18 protein-coding genes and 2 tRNA genes are annotated in these 16,687 nt (G+C 41.2%); 6 read left to right on the forward strand and 14 right to left on the reverse strand.

Annotated features, from left to right (window positions below; all coding sequences use genetic code 11):
- Window positions 1-70: 70 nt before the first annotated feature.
- Genes ubiB through ubiE form a run of 3 tightly spaced genes read right to left on the reverse strand, consistent with a single transcriptional unit; the run spans window position 71 to window position 3,141 of the window.
- Entirely contained in the window at window positions 71-1,702 is a 1,632-nt protein-coding gene (ubiB, locus tag ASU1_RS07490; protein WP_014992156.1) for a ubiquinone biosynthesis regulatory protein kinase UbiB, read from the reverse strand.
- Complete coding sequence (locus tag ASU1_RS07495) at window positions 1,699-2,331, reverse strand: ubiquinone biosynthesis accessory factor UbiJ (RefSeq protein ID WP_014992157.1); 633 nt, start codon at window positions 2,329-2,331, stop codon at window positions 1,699-1,701. Before ASU1_RS07495 ends, ubiB begins: the two co-directional genes overlap by 4 nt.
- 33 nt (window positions 2,332-2,364) lie before the next feature.
- On the reverse strand, window positions 2,365-3,141 hold the full coding sequence (gene ubiE, locus ASU1_RS07500; RefSeq protein WP_014992158.1) for a bifunctional demethylmenaquinone methyltransferase/2-methoxy-6-polyprenyl-1,4-benzoquinol methylase UbiE: 777 nt from the start codon (window positions 3,139-3,141) through the stop codon (window positions 2,365-2,367).
- Window positions 3,142-3,441: 300 nt separating this feature from the next.
- On the opposite strand from ubiE, the gene corA reads away from it, so the two are divergent.
- Window positions 3,442-4,392 carry a magnesium/cobalt transporter CorA gene (gene corA / locus ASU1_RS07505; RefSeq protein WP_005624488.1) on the forward strand — a complete coding sequence of 317 codons (951 nt, stop codon included), beginning with the start codon at window positions 3,442-3,444 and terminating at the stop codon, window positions 4,390-4,392.
- A 132-nt stretch (window positions 4,393-4,524) separates the two neighbouring features.
- Here the strand turns inward: corA and ASU1_RS07510 are convergent.
- The 9 genes from ASU1_RS07510 to radC form a co-directional block, all read right to left on the reverse strand.
- Window positions 4,525-4,614: transfer RNA gene (locus tag ASU1_RS07510), tRNA-Ser, on the reverse strand.
- A gap of 82 nt (window positions 4,615-4,696) precedes the next feature.
- Window positions 4,697-4,786: transfer RNA gene (locus ASU1_RS07515), tRNA-Ser, on the reverse strand.
- Window positions 4,787-4,891: 105 nt separating this feature from the next.
- Complete coding sequence (gene trmA, locus ASU1_RS07520; protein ID WP_014992159.1) at window positions 4,892-5,998, reverse strand: tRNA (uridine(54)-C5)-methyltransferase TrmA; 1,107 nt, start codon at window positions 5,996-5,998, stop codon at window positions 4,892-4,894.
- A 158-nt stretch (window positions 5,999-6,156) separates the two neighbouring features.
- On the reverse strand, window positions 6,157-6,489 hold the full coding sequence (locus ASU1_RS07525; protein WP_014992160.1) for a MaoP family protein: 333 nt from the start codon (window positions 6,487-6,489) through the stop codon (window positions 6,157-6,159).
- Window positions 6,490-6,686: 197 nt separating this feature from the next.
- Entirely contained in the window at window positions 6,687-8,222 is a 1,536-nt protein-coding gene (ddc, locus tag ASU1_RS07530) for an L-2,4-diaminobutyrate decarboxylase (RefSeq protein ID WP_014992161.1), read from the reverse strand.
- Window positions 8,223-8,350: 128 nt separating this feature from the next.
- Window positions 8,351-9,715 (reverse strand): diaminobutyrate--2-oxoglutarate transaminase, encoded by a 1,365-nt coding sequence (locus ASU1_RS07535; RefSeq protein WP_014992162.1) that lies wholly within the window; start codon window positions 9,713-9,715, stop codon window positions 8,351-8,353.
- Between the two features lie 372 nt (window positions 9,716-10,087).
- Complete coding sequence (rpmG, locus tag ASU1_RS07540; RefSeq protein WP_005624479.1) at window positions 10,088-10,258, reverse strand: 50S ribosomal protein L33; 171 nt, start codon at window positions 10,256-10,258, stop codon at window positions 10,088-10,090.
- 11 nt (window positions 10,259-10,269) lie between these two features.
- Window positions 10,270-10,506 carry a 50S ribosomal protein L28 gene (gene rpmB / locus ASU1_RS07545; RefSeq protein ID WP_005599762.1) on the reverse strand — a complete coding sequence of 79 codons (237 nt, stop codon included), beginning with the start codon at window positions 10,504-10,506 and terminating at the stop codon, window positions 10,270-10,272.
- Window positions 10,507-10,661: 155 nt separating this feature from the next.
- Entirely contained in the window at window positions 10,662-11,336 is a 675-nt protein-coding gene (gene radC, locus ASU1_RS07550; RefSeq protein ID WP_039195346.1) for a RadC family protein, read from the reverse strand.
- A gap of 203 nt (window positions 11,337-11,539) precedes the next feature.
- Between radC and coaBC the strand changes: the two genes are divergently transcribed.
- The 5 genes from coaBC to crp all read left to right on the forward strand — a co-directional run bounded on the left by coaBC (window position 11,540) and on the right by crp (window position 14,898).
- Entirely contained in the window at window positions 11,540-12,745 is a 1,206-nt protein-coding gene (coaBC, locus tag ASU1_RS07555; RefSeq protein ID WP_014992164.1) for a bifunctional phosphopantothenoylcysteine decarboxylase/phosphopantothenate--cysteine ligase CoaBC, read from the forward strand.
- Window positions 12,746-12,753: 8 nt separating this feature from the next.
- A complete protein-coding gene (gene dut, locus ASU1_RS07560) occupies window positions 12,754-13,209 on the forward strand; it encodes a dUTP diphosphatase (RefSeq protein WP_039195348.1) in 456 nt (151 codons plus the stop codon).
- A gap of 102 nt (window positions 13,210-13,311) precedes the next feature.
- Window positions 13,312-13,920 (forward strand): nucleoid occlusion factor SlmA, encoded by a 609-nt coding sequence (slmA, locus tag ASU1_RS07565; RefSeq protein ID WP_039195349.1) that lies wholly within the window; start codon window positions 13,312-13,314, stop codon window positions 13,918-13,920.
- A gap of 5 nt (window positions 13,921-13,925) precedes the next feature.
- Window positions 13,926-14,144 (forward strand): YheU family protein, encoded by a 219-nt coding sequence (locus ASU1_RS07570; RefSeq protein WP_005599748.1) that lies wholly within the window; start codon window positions 13,926-13,928, stop codon window positions 14,142-14,144.
- Between the two features lie 76 nt (window positions 14,145-14,220).
- Window positions 14,221-14,898, forward strand: a complete 678-nt coding sequence (gene crp, locus ASU1_RS07575) for a cAMP-activated global transcriptional regulator CRP (protein ID WP_014992167.1) — start codon at window positions 14,221-14,223, stop codon at window positions 14,896-14,898.
- 48 nt (window positions 14,899-14,946) lie between these two features.
- Here crp and ASU1_RS07580 read toward each other — a convergent pair whose 3' ends face one another.
- Complete coding sequence (locus tag ASU1_RS07580; protein ID WP_014992168.1) at window positions 14,947-15,270, reverse strand: MazG nucleotide pyrophosphohydrolase domain-containing protein; 324 nt, start codon at window positions 15,268-15,270, stop codon at window positions 14,947-14,949.
- A 49-nt stretch (window positions 15,271-15,319) separates the two neighbouring features.
- Window positions 15,320-16,678 carry a ribosome rescue GTPase HflX gene (gene hflX, locus ASU1_RS07585; protein ID WP_081541480.1) on the reverse strand — a complete coding sequence of 453 codons (1,359 nt, stop codon included), beginning with the start codon at window positions 16,676-16,678 and terminating at the stop codon, window positions 15,320-15,322.
- Window positions 16,679-16,687 lie beyond the last annotated feature (9 nt).

Consider the following 16,687-nt stretch of genomic DNA (forward strand, 5'->3'; position numbering starts at 1 on the left):
AAAAAATTGTTTGTATTATATGTTACTTTTGTTTTCGTTTCCAAACAAAAGTAACGAAAGCAAATGAGCCCTATTTTCTTTGCAAGAACAAGGATAACAGAGCCACAGATAATAAACCGAGGCTTACCCATAACGGTAAGTTATCAAATCGCCATAACACGCCGATAATAATCAAACCGTTAATAATGCTTTGTACATTACGCGATTTTTGCTGCCCCTGCGCTTGCAAGGTTTTATTTAGCTCATCTAAACGGAAATTAATCTGCTTCTGTTGCTGTAAGGCGTTGAATACCGCTTCCGGAAATTCGGCAAAATGTTCTCTAAATTGCGGCGCACGTTGTTTTAAATCACGTAAAATCGCTTTCACACCCACTTGTTCATTCAGCCAATTTTGTAAAAACGGTTTTGCGGTTTGCCATAAATCCAGCTGCGGATAAACCTGTCTGCCTAATCCCTCAATATAGAGTAAAGTTTTTTGCAATAACACCAATTGCGGCTGTACTTCCATATTAAATTCACGAGCCACGTTAAATAAATTCAGTAACACGTGCCCAAAAGAAATTTCTGATAACGGTTTGGCAAAAATCGGCTCGCACACCTCTTGGAAAGCCTGCTCAAACGCATCAATATCGGTATCCGCCGGCGTCCAGCCCGATTCCACGTGCATTAACGCCACACGGCGATAATCCCGATTAAAAAAAGCGACAAAACTTTCCGCTAAATAGCGTTTATCATTTTGATTCAGTGTACCGACAATACCGCAATCGATGCCGATATATTGCGGATTTTCCGGATGATTCGGATTAACAAAAATATTACCGGCGTGCATATCTGCGTGGAAAAAGCTGTCACGAAACACTTGAGTAAAGAACACTTGTACACCACGTTCCGCTAATAATTTCATATCCGTGCCGTTGGCTTTGAGTGTTTCAACATCTGATACCGGAATACCATAAATACGTTCCATCACAATCACGTTTTTATGACCAAAACTTTGATACATTTCCGGCACATACAACATTTCGCTATTTTCAAAGTTATTGCGCAAGCGAATCGCATTTGCCATTTCTCGAGTCAAATCCAGCTCATCGAGTAGCGTTTTTTCGTATTCACGCACCACTTTGGTCGCTCGTAAACGCCTCGCATCATTCGAAAGACGAGGAATCCAACTTGCCAGACGATACATCAACGCAATATCCGCTTTGATAAGCGGTGCAATATCCGGACGAATCACTTTAATCACGACATCTTTGCCGGCAAGCGGTTGATTTTGATTAAATTTTGCCGTGTGAACCTGTGCAATCGAAGCGGAGGCAAGCGCTTGCTCATCAAATTCGTCAAACCAAGTTTCAAGGCTTCCGCCTAAAGCTTGTTCAATAATTTGACGGGCTAATTTACCCTCAAAAGGTTCAACCGAATCCTGCAATAAAGCAAGCTGATCCGCTAATTCCGGCTCAAATAAATCTCGGCGAGTTGAAAGCATTTGCCCGAGTTTAATCCACACAGGCCCTAACTCTTGCAAGGCTAAACGTAAACGCACGCCGAACGGCTGATCTTTGTGTTGATTTCTCACCCAAAACAGAGCCTTACGCCCTAAACGAGCATGGCGAGTGAGCGGAATCTCGGGAATAATTTCATCAATGCCGTAACGCAGAAATGTAGTAATAATTTGATAAAGGCGGCGAGTATTGTTAAACGTCATGATTTATTCTCAAATTTTGCAAATTTTCGCTCAAATTCGACCGCTTGTTGCTCAAGTTCTGCAACCTGATCGTAAAAATTAACCGCTTGTAAGCGATGTACCACTACCGGACGCTCGTTCATTAAATTCTCTGCGAAATGCTGATGATTCTGCTCAATTTGCCCTTTTAGTTTGTTAAATAATTTTTTGGCAAAATCGGTTGAAGTCTGTGCCAGCACATCACCAACAAAAGGCGACAACAATTCAGCGGGATCTTTTTCCAGTTCATCTAACACTGCGGTGAAAAGTTGTAACACCTGAATATCGCCGTTCAACACCAATGACTTGTTATTAATCAGCTCGGTTAATTTGGCTTTATCGGCAAGTTTCGGTAAGGCTTCAAACGAAAGTTGCACATGGCAATCCGCTTCACCTTCGTAAACCGATAACCATTCCGCACGGGTTTCGCTAAAGATCAGATAAAAATTGATCGCCGGCGAGCTTAATTCAATATGTAAGCATTTACCCTCTAACTTACGTAATGCCGGTAATACGTGCGGCGAACGCTGTAGCAACGCATTAAATGCGGTTTCTATCGCACCGAAAGCAAACTGTGGCAACATAAGCTGCTGTTTAAGTTGAGATAACATCGCGTATTCCTTGGATTCTAGACCAAAAATAAATTAAAACTTATATCCTCGATGTAACGCTACAATACCGGCACTTAAGTTGTAATAATTTACGCTTTCAAAGCCGGCATTTTCCATCATCGCTTTTAATTCGTCTTGTTTCGGGTGCATACGAATTGATTCGGCAAGATAACGATAGCTATCCGCATCGTTGACTACCACTTCGCCCACTTTCGGCAAAATATTAAAAGAATAAAAATTATATAATTGGCTAATCGGATCAATAATCGGTTTTGAGAATTCCAACACAAGTAAACGGCCACCCGGCTTCAACACACGAAACATCGAACGTAGCGCTTTGTCTTTGTCCGTCACATTACGTAAACCGAAACTGATCACCACACAATCGAAGGTATTATCTGCAAACGGCAGACACTCCGCATTAGCTTGTACATAACTGACATTGCCGACTACGCCTAAATTACGCAATTTTTCACGGCCGACTTCCAACATCGAGCTATTAATATCAGCTAATACCACTTCGCCACTTTCACCAACAATACGCGAAAATTTTGCCGAAAAATCGCCTGTACCACCGGCAAGATCCAACACTTTTTGCCCTTTACGCACGCCACTGCAATCAATCGTAAAACGCTTCCAAACACGATGGATACCAAACGAAAGCAAATCATTCATTAAGTCGTATTTACCGGCAACGCTGTGGAATACATTAGCAACCAATTGCTGTTTTTCCTCTTTGGCAACGGTTTTAAAACCAAAATGCGTTGTTTCGTTTTCAGTCGTTTCTGTCGTGTGTTGTAAATCAGTCATTGTCAAATTCTCATCGATTATTTCGGAATGCTAACGATAGCAAAAAAGCGGTCGTTTTTCCTTAAAATTTTGCAAAATCAAGCAAGTAAATGACCGCTTGCTTGACTAGAAACCGGTTAGTCTGTACCATTTGCACACTATTTTTATTTGAGGATTACAATTTTGGACAGTCACAGTCGATACTTATCAGATTTCTAACCTACTTGTCCAAACCCTCAGGTTACCGACAAGTCGGTAACTCTCGCCTAGTATCTTTTTTGTTCCTTTTTGTTCATTACCTCCTAACCATTGGAGAATAAAATGATCCGTGCATTTGCATTAGATAACGCACGCCTTGTCAGCGTTGACGAAACCGCTACCGATTTAAACGATGCAATTTGGATTGATTTAATCGATCCGAGCGATGACGAACGTAGCGTACTACAGCGTGGTTTAGACCAAACGCTTGCGGAAGAACACGAATTGGAAGACTTAGAGGCTTCTGCTCGCTTCTTCGAAGACGAAGACGGCTTACACCTTCACTCTTTTTTCTATTGTTTAGATGACGACGATTACGCAGATATTGCCACCGTAGCATTTACCATTCGCGACGGACGTTTATTTACTCTGCGTGAACGTGATTTACCGGCGTTCCGTTTATATCGAATGCGTTCTCGCCGTGAAAAATTAATTGATAGCAATGCGTACGAATTACTGCTCGACTTATTCGAAACAAAAATCGAGCAGCTTGCGGACGTGATCGAAACAATTTATGCGGATTTAGAAACCTTAAGCCGTGTGATCTTGAACGGTAAGCAAGAAAGTGAAAATTTTGACGATGCGCTTTCCGATTTAACCGAATTGGAAGATGCCAGCTCAAAAGTGCGCTTATGTCTGATGGATACGCAACGTGCGTTAAGTTTCTTATTGCGTAAAACCCGTTTACCAAACAATCAGCTTGAACAAGCTCGTGACATTATGCGAGATATTGAATCACTCCAACCGCATAATGAATCGTTGTTCCAAAAAGTGAACTTCTTGATGCAAGCGGCAATGGGTTATATCAATATTGAGCAGAATAAAATTATGAAGTTTTTCTCGGTCGTATCGGTGATGTTCCTACCGGCAACTCTCGTTGCCTCGACTTACGGAATGAACTTTGAATTTATGCCGGAATTACATTTTAAATACGGCTATCCGATGGCAATCGGCTTAATGATTTGCGCCGCCGCCACCCCGTATATCTACTTTAAACGCAAAGGTTGGTTATAAAAATACAAAAGCACAGAATATAAGTTCTGTGCTTTTTTATTAGCTGTAAGCGGCCAAATCTATCCGGAAATTTGCAAAATTTTGCCAAGAAAAAACCGCTTGTAATTTGCATTACAAGCGGCTCTAAATAGATGGCGGAGGAAGTGAGATTCGAACTCACGGAGGGCGTAAACCCTCGCCGGTTTTCAAGACCGGTGCCTTCAACCACTCGACCATTCCTCCGGATTGAAAACATATTCTAAATTGTATTCTCTTTGAGAGAAAAAACTTGCTGATTTATTAAATCAACAAGCTATAAATTTGATGGCGGAGGAAGTGAGATTCGAACTCACGGAGGGCGTAAACCCTCGCCGGTTTTCAAGACCGGTGCCTTCAACCACTCGACCATTCCTCCGTTGAAAACGAGCGGAATAATATAAGTTTTATCAAAATCGGTCAAGCGAAAAATCGTTAAAAATCATCAAGTGATTTATTTTTCAGCATAACCGACTATTTATGCTTATTTCCTAATCAGCCATACGCCACTTTCTACGTGATGAGTATAAGGGAACTGATCAAAAAGTGCCGCACGCTCAATACGATGCGTTTGGGTTAATTGCACTAAATTATCTGCTAGCGTATGTGGATTGCACGAAATATATAAAATTCGCTCGTAAGCTTGCACCATATTTAAGGTATCTTGATCCAAACCTGCTCGTGGCGGGTCAACAAAAATCGTATTGCAATCATACGCTTTTAAATCAATTCCTTTTAAACGATTAAATTCACGCACGCCGTTCATCGCTAGAGTGAACTCTTCCGCCGACATTCGAATAATCTGCAAATTATCGATCCTGTTCTGTTCGATATTATATTGTGCAGAATGAACTGAAGATTTTGAAATCTCTGTAGCTAACACTTGGCGGAAGTTCTCGGCTAATGCAATTGAGAAATTCCCGTTACCGCAATAAAGCTCTAATAAATCACCGGTACTATTTTTGGTACAGCTTCTCGCCCATTCCAACATTTTAATATTCATTTTAGCATTCGGCTGGGTAAAGCTATTTTCTACTTGGCGATAAATTAAATTACGCCCGTCCACCGGTAATACTTCTTCAACATAATCACGATCTAAAGCGATCTTCTGTTTAGTTGCTCGCCCGATAATTTGCACGTTAAAACCGTGATTTTCTAAGCGTTTTTTTAATGCAGCTGCTTCCGCTTGCCATTCTTCGTTTAGCTTTTTGTGATAAAGCATTGATACCGCAATTTCACCGCTTAACGTGCTGAGATAATCCACTTGGAATAATTTACGAGTGAGTAATTCATTGCCCTTAATTTCGGTTAATAGCGTACTCATCATATTATTGATTAAGTGATTAGCAATCGGGAATTGATCAACTCGATAACGTTGCTTAGTTTCCTGATCGAACATAATGTGATACAGCTCATTTTCTCCGGCTTCGTTAGTATCATGCCATACTCGGAATTCGGCACGCATACGGAAATGGCTGGTTTCAGACTCAAACACTTCAAGTGCAGGCGGATTAAAAGGCGCAAGTAAAGCGGTCAAATTTTCTGCTTTTTTTGCAAGAAGATCAGAATATTGCTCAATAGGAAGGTTCATAATTTATCACTATTCATTGTCCCCAACCGTATAAGAGACTGGCTGAGAAAAGTAAAATTAATATAAAAAAAGAAACCACAAAATACCCTGACTAACACTTTCGTGTTTTCAGCGTATTCCGTGGCACACTTAAAATTGCAAATACTTAGAAATGCCTATTATTCAGCAGCGCTGAAATCATCACCGGCATCGTTACCCGCATTACCTGAAAGCGTATAGATACGTTTTGTTTTGCTGGTTAAAGTGCGGTACTTTAACCATGATTTTTCAATAATGCTTTCAGCAATTTCATCACCTTTCATTACAGCAACAAAGCGCTCTTCTTCTGCCGTCACTGGGCTACGTTCGCCAGTTTCTAATGCTAAACACGCTTGACCGAATTGCTCTAAAGTCTGAGATTCACGAATGGTGTAATCGCCGTGACGAGCAAAACCGCGTGGATAATTTTTATCATCAAAGTAACGACGTGTTACGCTAAAACTCTCTGCCATAATATGCCTCTTATAATTTACTGCTGAATTTGAAAAGAAAAAAATCGACCTACCATTAAATCAACAATTCAAAATAAGTCAAGAAAAAACGCATAAAGCGAGCGATTTTCTTACCGGAAATCGCTCTCAATCGCCTAGAAAAAAACCACTTGCAAGACAATCTTACAAGCGGTCTTTTTTCACAAAAGTTTTACCAATTAATCAATCGGTGGCACGTAAGTACCGTTTACAATCGAATCTTTAATACGCTCCGCTTCCGCTAATACTTGTGCTAATAACGCTTTCACGTTTTCCAAGGTTGCAATCGGGCTTAACGTAGTCATCTTAAGCGATTGTTTGTCGCTCACTTTGGTTACACCGATATTTGCTTCGCCACGTGCGAAAAGCTCGTCCGCTACGTTTTGGTTTAAGATATCGATAAATTCTGCCGGATAGCCTTGCGGTACCACACGGAATAACACCGAAGCGAATTGGCTTGGCACTAACATTTCTAAGCCGTCAGTCGCGTTAATATAGCCTTCCACTTCTTTAGTTAATTTCACACCGTGGTCAATCACTGAAGCATATAAATCTTCACCCAACGCTTCTACCGTGAACCATAATTTTAATGCGTCAAAACGACGAGTGGTTTGTAATGATTTCGCCACTAAGTTCGGTACACCGTGTGCTTCATCATATTCTGAATTGAGGTAATCCGCTTTATAATCGATAAAACGATAGTTCGCTTGATCTTTTAATAAGAACGCACCACACGAAATACTTTGGAAGAAGTGTTTGTGGAAATCTAACGTGATTGAGTCGGTTTCTTCAATACCATCTAAGAAATGACGGAAATCTTTAGAAAGCAATAACGCACCGCCCCAAGCCGCATCTACGTGTAACCATGCACCGAATTTATTAGTGATTGCACGAATTTCTTTTAACGGATCGATTGCACCGGCGTCTGTCGTACCGGCTGTTGCCACCACACAAGCGATAATCTTGCCTTGTGCGGTTAAATCCGCCAATGTTTTTTCTAATGCTACAACGTCCATTTGAGCGTTTTCATTGCACGGCACTGTTACCACAGATTGGAAGCCCATACCCATCATTGCCATGTTTTTTTGCACTGAGAAGTGAGCATTTTCCGAGCAAACTACTTTCACATTTTTCATTGCGTCCGCAGGAATGCCGTCACATTGTACCGACCATTCCGAGCCGTCTTCGTTTTTCCAGTTTTTCGCAATCGCCCAATCACGAGCAAGTAATACGCCCATGAGATTTGATTGTGTACCGCCTGAAGTAAACACGCCTGAAGTACCGGCACCATAGCCAACTTTTTGACGTAACCAATCAATTAAGTGTTCTTCCATAATCGAACCTGCAGGGCTTTGATCCCAAGAGTCCATTGATTGGTTAGTTGCATTAATTAACACTTCCGCAATTTGACTAGTTACCATTGTCGGGCAATGTAAATGCGCAAGCGAATGTGGGTGATGTACTTTAAGACTTGGTTTTAAGAAAATTTCCACTAAGTGATCAAGTGATTTTTGTACGCCTACGCCTTCTTTTGACGGATTAAAACCGTCAATCAAAGCACGCATTTGCTTGATTGAACCACCGGTGTACATTTTGTCGTTTTTTAACCAAGCACTTACTGCTTGCACCGCATTATTCATCGCATTTTCATAATCAGCGATCGATTGCGGATCATTACAGAAAAGTGATTGTCTGTGTTTTGAAATATCTGCCATTTTTTCTCTCGCACCTAGCACGAACCGTGCTAGGTTAATTAAGCTCAGCCCCGTTGGGGTTAGAATATAAAAAGAGCCACAGCGTGGCTCAGATAAAGCAACCCTACACGGCTCGTGTAGGGTTAGAATTAGCCACGTACTGCTTTGATTGCATCCGCCACAGATTGTTTGAAACGTTTGATAAACTCTTCACATTCCGCTTGGTTGATGTTTACTGCACAAAGCACACGTACTACGTTACCGCCACGACCACCACGCTCTAACAATAATTTATTGTTGAAACACGCTTTTTGAATTGCGACCGCTAATTCGCCGTCTTGTGGATAAGCACCGGTTGCATCTTGTGGCTTACGCTCATCAACGATATCAATACCCATCATTAAGCCGCGACCACGTACATTACCGATACATGGGAATTCTTTGCTTAATTCATGCAATGCGTTGGTTAAGTATTCGCCACGTTCTTGTGCATTTTGCGCTAAATTTTCTTCACGCATGATTTTTAATGAAGCATAACCGGTTGCCATTGCTAATTGGTTACCACGGAAAGTACCGGTGTGACCTGCTGGTTGCCATGCATCGAATTCTTTACGAATTGCTAATACCGCTAATGGTAATGAACCACCAACCGCTTTTGACATTACCACGATATCCGGCTCAATGCCTGCGTGTTCGAAAGCGAACATTTTACCACTGCGGCAGAAACCAGCTTGAACTTCGTCCACGATCATTAAGATACCGTGTTTTTTGGTGACTTCACGCACTTTTTGTAAGAAGCTGATTGGCGCCGGTACAACACCGCCTTCACCTTGAATCGCTTCTAAAATTACCGCTGCCGGTTTTACTACACCACTTTCAACATCTTCGATGAAGTTTTCGAAATAGCGTTCAACCGCTTTTGCACCTGCTTCGCCACCGATACCGAACGGGCAACGATATTCATGCGGATACGGCATAAATTGCACACCAGCCATTAAGTTTTGTACCGCATTTTTCGCACCTAGGTTACCGGTTAATGATAACGCACCGTGTGTCATACCGTGGAAACCACCAGAGAATGCGATCACATTGCCGCGACCAGTATAAGTTTTTGCTAATTTGATTGCTGCTTCGTTAGCATCCGCACCTGATGGGCCAGTAAATTGAAGGATGTATTGATCTTTCGGGAAGAATGAAAGTAATTCTTCTGTGAATGCATCTTTTAACGGAGTGGTTAAGTCAAGTGTATGTAACGGTAAACCGCTTTCTAATACATCTTTGATTGATTGCATTAATACCGGGTGGTTATGACCTAATGCAAGTGTTCCTGCGCCCGCTAAGAAGTCAAGGTATTCGTTACCCTCAACGTCTGTTACCCAGCAACCTTGTGCTTTTGCATACGCAAAAGGTAATTTACGAGGATAACTACGAACATTTGATTCCATTTGATCTTGGCGATCTAAGAAATGTTTGTTTGATGCGAGAACTGCTTTTACAGGAGTGGTAATTGTCATTTGAAATGAGTTTCCTATTGATAGGTGAAAAAAATAAGTCGGGTGCCTTGCGGGAAGCCTAAGCTTTCTGTTTCTGAAAAAACAGATGCCATGGGGCATTTGACTCGCTACTTATTAAAAAAAGCGTTTCAGCTTTTTTGTTTTTACCCTGCCCCTAGATTTAACAAAAGAAAGGCGGTGCAGGTTGGAAACAGGCTTAAATGCGGGTTACATTTAAGGACGCATAATAGTACATTTTTTTGGCAAAAAATAAAGTAATTTTTATTAACTAACCTTATATTAGCTTACTCAAATGTCTAAAATGCAAACGGTTGCCAAATTGGCGTAAAAAAACCCAGCTGAAAAGCTGGGCTCTTGAAACATTGAATCAAATTATTTGATTTTAGCTTCTTTATAAACAACGTGTTTACGCACAACTGGATCAAATTTTTTGATTTCCATTTTTTCTGGCATATTACGTTTGTTTTTAGTTGTTGTGTAGAAGTGACCAGTTTCAGCAGTTGAAACTAATTTGATTTTCTCACGATTACCTTTAGCTGCCATTGGTTAGCTCCTTAGATTTTTTCGCCACGAGCACGGATTTCAGCTAATACTGCATCGATGCCTTTTTTGTCGATAATACGCATACCTTTCGCTGTTAAGCGTAAAGTTACGAAACGGTTTTCACTCTCAACCCAGAAACGGTGAGTGTGTAAGTTAGGTAAAAAACGACGACGAGTCGCGTTTAATGCGTGTGAGCGGTTGTTACCAACTGCTGGACGCTTGCCGGTTACTTGGCAAACTCTTGACATTTTAATTCTCCAATTACTTAAGTAATGTTTAAATGGTTCGGGCGATTAGGACTTATATCAGTTTATCTAATTGCCTCGTCAGGCTCAGCCCGACCAAAGTCATATTTAAAGACCACGGATTATACTCGCTTTGATAGCGTTATTCAAGTCTCAATTTATGAATTATTTCGGCGAAACTTCTCTTCTTCGAAGGAAAAATAATCACCTTTTCCGACGACAATATGATCAACAAAGCGAATTTCAACCAAATCACACGCCATTTCAATCTTCTTAGTGAGCATCCTATCCGATTCCGAAGGCGTACAAAGACCTGACGGATGATTATGAGCGACAATAATTGCCGCCGCATTGCATTTTAATGCTTCTTTGATTATTTCTCTAGGGTAAACCGTTGCTTGATTAATCGTGCCGTAAAACATTTTTTCTTTTTTAATTAAGCGATTCTGATTATCGAGAAACATCACCATAAACACCTCTCGTTCTTCCGATTCCAGTTCCGTCTGAAAACACATCACGGCTAAATAAGGTTCCGTAATGTTTTCTCGCACCTGCATTTGTTGCGCTAAATAACGCTTAGTCATTTCTTTTGAAGCTTGTAATTGAATAAATTGCGTTTGCCCTAATCCTTTCATCTGACAAAATGCTTTTACATCCGCACTAAGTAACCCTCTTAACGAACCAAATTGTTTGAGTACCGTTTCAGATAATTGCATCACCGGCAACCCCTTAATGCCGGTACGCAAAAAAATCGCCAATAATTCTTGATCAGTTAAGGACTCCGCTCCATAAGCTAATAATTTTTCTCGTGGCATTAATTCTGCATTACACATTATTTTTTACTCAGTTAGACCAAATAGGAAAAAATCATAAAGAAGCTAATTATTTGAATCAAAAGGAAAGTTTTATTTTTTCGACGCAGATCGCAAAAATCACTTTATTGTGAGTGAGTACTTATTAAGGTAGAATTAATTAATATCTTTTTCTTTGCTTATGCTCAGAAAATGCATAAATATTTTTTTAAATAGGAATTGCTATGCTCAGTAACAAGCGCATTTTAGTCGGCATTACCGGTGGCATTGCCGCTTATAAAACGATTGAATTAATTCGTCATTTCAAAAAAGCCAATGCAGACGTTCGTGTCGTATTAACACCGGCGGCAGAAGCTTTTGTGACCCCGCTTACCCTACAAGCGATTTCGGCAAATGCGGTCTCCAATTCCTTATTAGATCCGCAAGCGGAACTCGCAATGGGTCATATTGAATTGGCAAAATGGGCGGATTTAGTCGTTATTGCACCGGCGTCTGCCGATTTTATCGCTCGTTTACGTGCCGGTATGGCAAATGATTTGCTCTCTACCCTCTGTTTAGCAACTGCCAGCCCAATTTTACTCGCACCGGCAATGAACCAACAAATGTTCAAACAAGCGGTTACGCAAGAAAATTTAGCCGTATTGGCAAATCGCGGCATACAAATGATCGGTCCGAATAGCGGCTTCCAAGCTTGTGGTGATGTCGGTGCCGGCAGAATGTCCGAGCCAAGTGAGATCTTCCAAACAGTATGCGATCACTTTAACCGCTCACAAGATCTGAAAGATATTAGCGTGACAATTACCGCCGGCCCAACCCGTGAAGCGATCGATCCGGTGCGTTATATCAGCAATCACAGTTCCGGCAAAATGGGCTTTGCGATTGCTGAAGCATTTGCCAAACGTGGTGCACAAGTGAATCTGATTGCCGGTCCGGTCAATCTTGCCACACCGGCAAATGTCGTTCGAATCGATGTGGAATCGGCGGTAGAAATGGAACAACAAGCGGTCAAATTTGCACAAAAATCTGCAATTTTTATCGGTTGTGCTGCCGTTGCCGATTATCGAATGGCTGAAGTCGCGCCACAAAAAATCAAGAAAACCACTGGTAATGACGAACTGATTCTTAAATTAGTTAAAAACCCGGATATTATCGCCAATGTGGCAAATTTAACTGAAAATCGCCCGTTTACCGTGGGTTTTGCAGCGGAAACGCAAGATGTAGCGAACTACGCTAAAGATAAACTCAAACGTAAGAATTTAGATTTAATTTGCGCCAATGATGTGTCCGGCGGACAAGTGTTCGGGCAAGATCAAAATGCCCTACAACTCTTTTGGCAAAACGGTGAAAAAATGCTACCGCTTGCAGATAAAGGCAAACTGGCGGAAGCCTTAGTTCACGAGATTATTGAGCAATTTAAACACGACAAATAGGAACATAAATGAAACAAATCGATTTAAAAATTTTAGACGGCCGTATCGGCAACGAATTTCCATTACCGGCCTATGCAACCGAAGGGTCGGCGGGTTTAGATTTACGTGCCTTAACTGAAAGCGCTTTAATCGTAGAACCCGGTCAAACCGTACTGATTCCAACCGGTATTTCAATTTATATCGCTGATCCGAATTTAGCGGCGGTGATTTTGCCTCGTTCAGGTTTAGGGCATAAAAACGGTATCGTGTTAGGCAATTTAGTCGGTTTAATCGATAGCGACTATCAAGGTCCGTTAATGGTGTCATTGTGGAACCGCAGCGATAAACCTTTTACCGTTGAAGTCGGCGACCGTATTGCTCAGTTAGTTTTCGTACCGGTGGTACAAGCAAGCTTCAATATCGTAAACGATTTTGAACAAACCGAACGTGGCGAAGGCGGTTTCGGTCATTCGGGTACACAGTAATTAGATACCCAAACAAGCGGTCGAATTTGTAAAAAATTTTGCAAAAATGACCGCTTGTGGCTTCTTGTAATGATGAGCAGATTACTAAAACAAGAGAAATTTATGACACAACCAACAGTTAAGATGCCTAAAAAATCGGTAAAAGAACGCCAACAGCAAGTCCTTGAAGTGCTGATTGGCTTATTAAATTCCGAAGACGGTATGCAACGTGTAACCACCGAGCGTTTAGCCAAAGCGGTCGGCGTTTCGGAAGGTGCGCTTTACCGTTATTTTCCAAGCAAAACGAAGATGTTTGAGGCATTAATTGAGCGTATCGAACAGACCTTAACCGGTTATATTAACGCCAGTAAACGCAAAGAAAATACCACGGCATCCACCGTTAAAGCGATTCTCTACACCGTGATCGAATTCGCCCGCAAAAATCCGGGAGTAACTCGCATTCTAACCGGTCATGCGCTGATGTTTGAAGACGATCAATTAAAAGCACGTGTTGCCAAATTTTTTGACGGCTTAGAATTTCAGTTCGCCAATATTTTACAGATGAGTAAATTGCGTGAAGGTAAAACGTTCGAGGACGAACGTGCATTGGCAGGCTATTTAGTGAATTTTTGCGAAGGTCAATTCTTACGTTTAGTACGTTCTAACTTCAGTTATAACCAACATCAACACTTTGAAAAACAATGGGCATTAATTAAGCCGTTATTTGAGTAAGTTTTATGATTATTCCATGGCAAGAACTTGAACCCGCAACATTAAATAATGTATTGGATTCATTTATTTTACGAGAAGGCACCGATTACGGCGAAAGAGAACTTTCTTTAGAGGAAAAACGTGAGCGCTTATTAGCTCAATTAAAAGCGGATAAAGTTGTGATTGTCTGGTCGGAGCTGCATCAAAGCCTTGATATTAAAGACAAAAAATCTTTTTTAGGTTAATTGAGCGTCTCGTGATACAATTTTAGCATTTAGGATGTCAAATAATTATAAATGATTTATAGAGGTTTTTATGCAGATGCAAGATATTTCAATTTCTACGCCTCAGATTGACGGAGAAATCTCAGCACCACCATCAATCCATGACCCTGCTGTGGAGTGGTTTCTGACTCACTGTCATATTCATCGTTACCCGTCAAAATACACGCTAATTCACGCCGGTGAAGATGCTGAATCTTTATTCTATATTGTGAGCGGTTCGGTTGCGGTATTTATTAAAGACGATGAAGGTAAAGAAATGATTCTTTCTCACCTTGGACAAGGCGAGTTTGTTGGTGAAATCAGTTTATTTGAAGAATCTGTTCAACCACGTACCGCTTGGGTCAAAACGAAAGGTGCTTGCGAAATTGCAGAAATCTCGTATAAAAAATTCAAACAGCTTGTGCATTTAAATCCGGATATTTTAATGTATCTTTCTGCGCAAATGGCTCGCCGCTTACGCCAAACTTCACGCCAAGTAAGTAATCTTGCTTTCTTAGACGTAACCGGTCGTATTGCACAAACTTTAATGAATCTGGCGAAAATGCCGGATGCGATGACCCACCCTGAAGGAATGCAAATTAAAATCACCCGCCAAGAAATTGGTCAAATGGTCGGTTGTTCACGTGAAACGGTCGGCAGAATCTTAAAAATGTTAGAAGATGAAGGCTTAATTTCTGCGCACGGTAAAACCATTGTGGTTTACGGTACTCGCTAAATTTTAATGAAATCAGACCGCTTGTTAATGCTAACAAGCGGTCTTTTTTTATTCGTCTTTTACATAACGTTTAATAAATTTTGCTTGGTGCTTTTCAATCACTTCTTCAATCGAAATATCGTATTTGTCCGCCAAAATAAATAGATTATCCAGCACATCGCCCAGTTCTTCGATCAAACACGCCTTTTTCTCTTGATAAGACGCTTCCGTTTCATCCGGACGATCTCGACCAATTTCAATCGCTCGTACCGCACGTGCCACTTCACCGACTTCTTCACTTAAAAAGTTCACTCGAATAAACGGATTGTAACGATACCAGCCCTGTGTCTGATAAAACTCTCTGACCCAATTTTGATAATCTTGAATCTGCATACGACTTCCTTAAATTGCAAAAAGCGGTAGCAATGCTACCGCTTGTATTCTAGCTCTCTTCCCAACTTGCGAATTCAACATACTCCGCTAATTCAGGAAATTGTTTTAGCCATTTATTCCATTGCACTAAATCCACTTCCACTTCAACCAATCTGTCACCAAACTGATTAAAGCTTTCGCTTTTAATACAATGCTGTAGGTGAAATTGCGTATAAATTTGCCCTGCAGTTGCCGGTAATAATACTTTCTCACACACTAGCTCATTGCGTAAACACTCTCGGATCGCTTCATACAACAAATCAATGCCTTGATTGGCTTGTGCAGAAAGATAAACCGCTACTGGTTTGCCATCGTCATTACGCTCGATATGCGGCATTACGCCCTCAAGTTTATCGACTTTGTTATATACCAATAACGTTGGAATGTCTAACGCACCGATTTCATCTAAAACTTGATTAACTGCATCAATATTTTCATTTTTACGATCATCCGCCGCATCAATCACGTGTAACAGTAAGCTCGCTTCGGTGGTTTCTTGTAAAGTCGATTTAAAGGCGGAAACCAAATCATGTGGTAAGAAACGAATAAAACCTACCGTATCCGCTAAGATTGTGGTGCCAACATCTTGAATTTGCATTCGGCGTAAAGTCGGATCAAGCGTTGCGAATAACTGATCTGCCGCATAAACACCGGCATTGGTAATCGCATTAAATAAAGTCGATTTCCCCGCATTGGTATAACCCACCAACGATACGGTCGGAATATCCGCTTTCTGACGTGTTTTCCGATTTTGGCTGCGCTGCTTATTCACTTTCTCCAAGCGATTTTGCAGTTGTTGAATTCGTACCTTAATCAAACGGCGATCGGTTTCCAGCTGAGTTTCGCCCGGCCCACGTAAACCGACTGCCCCACCCTTTTGCTGATCTTGATTGCCCAAACGGCGTACCAAACGTGTTGCCAAATGTTTAAGTTGAGCCAGCTCGACTTGTAATTTACCTTCGTGCGATCTGGCACGTTGGGCAAAAATATCTAAAATCAGACCGGTTCTATCCACCACTCGACATTCACATAACGCTTGTAAATTACGGGTTTGTGAAGGACTCAATTCGTGATTGACTAAAACCACGGTTGCACCGAGCTCTTCAACCGCCTGAGCGATTTCATCGGCTTTGCCTTGTCCGACAAAATATTTGATATGCGGTGCAGAACGAGAAGTGGTTAGTGTGGCAAGAATTTCAACACCTGCTGATTCAGCAAGCGTTTGAAATTCCATAAGATTCTCAATATCTTTAGTTTGAGAAAGAAAGAGATGGACTAAGACTGCTTTATCTTGCGTATGAGAAAAGTCTTTTGTTTGTTTCTCAGATAAAGCAAAGCCAAATACAGCATTTTCATCTGTATTTGGCATCTGTTCGGT

The organism is Actinobacillus suis ATCC 33415, assembly GCF_000739435.1.
Lineage (GTDB): Bacteria > Pseudomonadota > Gammaproteobacteria > Enterobacterales > Pasteurellaceae > Actinobacillus > Actinobacillus suis.

Coding starts and splice junctions, on each gene's coding strand:
- ubiB (WP_014992156.1), bottom strand. CDS start 1,702: ATGACGTTTAACAATACTCGCCGCCTTTATCAAATTATTACTACATTT.
- ASU1_RS07495 (WP_014992157.1), bottom strand. CDS start 2,331: ATGTTATCTCAACTTAAACAGCAGCTTATGTTGCCACAGTTTGCTTTC.
- ubiE (WP_014992158.1), bottom strand. CDS start 3,141: ATGACTGATTTACAACACACGACAGAAACGACTGAAAACGAAACAACG.
- corA (WP_005624488.1), top strand. CDS start 3,442: ATGATCCGTGCATTTGCATTAGATAACGCACGCCTTGTCAGCGTTGAC.
- trmA (WP_014992159.1), bottom strand. CDS start 5,998: ATGAACCTTCCTATTGAGCAATATTCTGATCTTCTTGCAAAAAAAGCA.
- ASU1_RS07525 (WP_014992160.1), bottom strand. CDS start 6,489: ATGGCAGAGAGTTTTAGCGTAACACGTCGTTACTTTGATGATAAAAAT.
- ddc (WP_014992161.1), bottom strand. CDS start 8,222: ATGGCAGATATTTCAAAACACAGACAATCACTTTTCTGTAATGATCCG.
- ASU1_RS07535 (WP_014992162.1), bottom strand. CDS start 9,715: ATGACAATTACCACTCCTGTAAAAGCAGTTCTCGCATCAAACAAACAT.
- rpmG (WP_005624479.1), bottom strand. CDS start 10,258: ATGGCAGCTAAAGGTAATCGTGAGAAAATCAAATTAGTTTCAACTGCT.
- rpmB (WP_005599762.1), bottom strand. CDS start 10,506: ATGTCAAGAGTTTGCCAAGTAACCGGCAAGCGTCCAGCAGTTGGTAAC.
- radC (WP_039195346.1), bottom strand. CDS start 11,336: ATGTGTAATGCAGAATTAATGCCACGAGAAAAATTATTAGCTTATGGA.
- coaBC (WP_014992164.1), top strand. CDS start 11,540: ATGCTCAGTAACAAGCGCATTTTAGTCGGCATTACCGGTGGCATTGCC.
- dut (WP_039195348.1), top strand. CDS start 12,754: ATGAAACAAATCGATTTAAAAATTTTAGACGGCCGTATCGGCAACGAA.
- slmA (WP_039195349.1), top strand. CDS start 13,312: ATGACACAACCAACAGTTAAGATGCCTAAAAAATCGGTAAAAGAACGC.
- ASU1_RS07570 (WP_005599748.1), top strand. CDS start 13,926: ATGATTATTCCATGGCAAGAACTTGAACCCGCAACATTAAATAATGTA.
- crp (WP_014992167.1), top strand. CDS start 14,221: ATGCAAGATATTTCAATTTCTACGCCTCAGATTGACGGAGAAATCTCA.
- ASU1_RS07580 (WP_014992168.1), bottom strand. CDS start 15,270: ATGCAGATTCAAGATTATCAAAATTGGGTCAGAGAGTTTTATCAGACA.
- hflX (WP_081541480.1), bottom strand. CDS start 16,678: ATGCCAAATACAGATGAAAATGCTGTATTTGGCTTTGCTTTATCTGAG.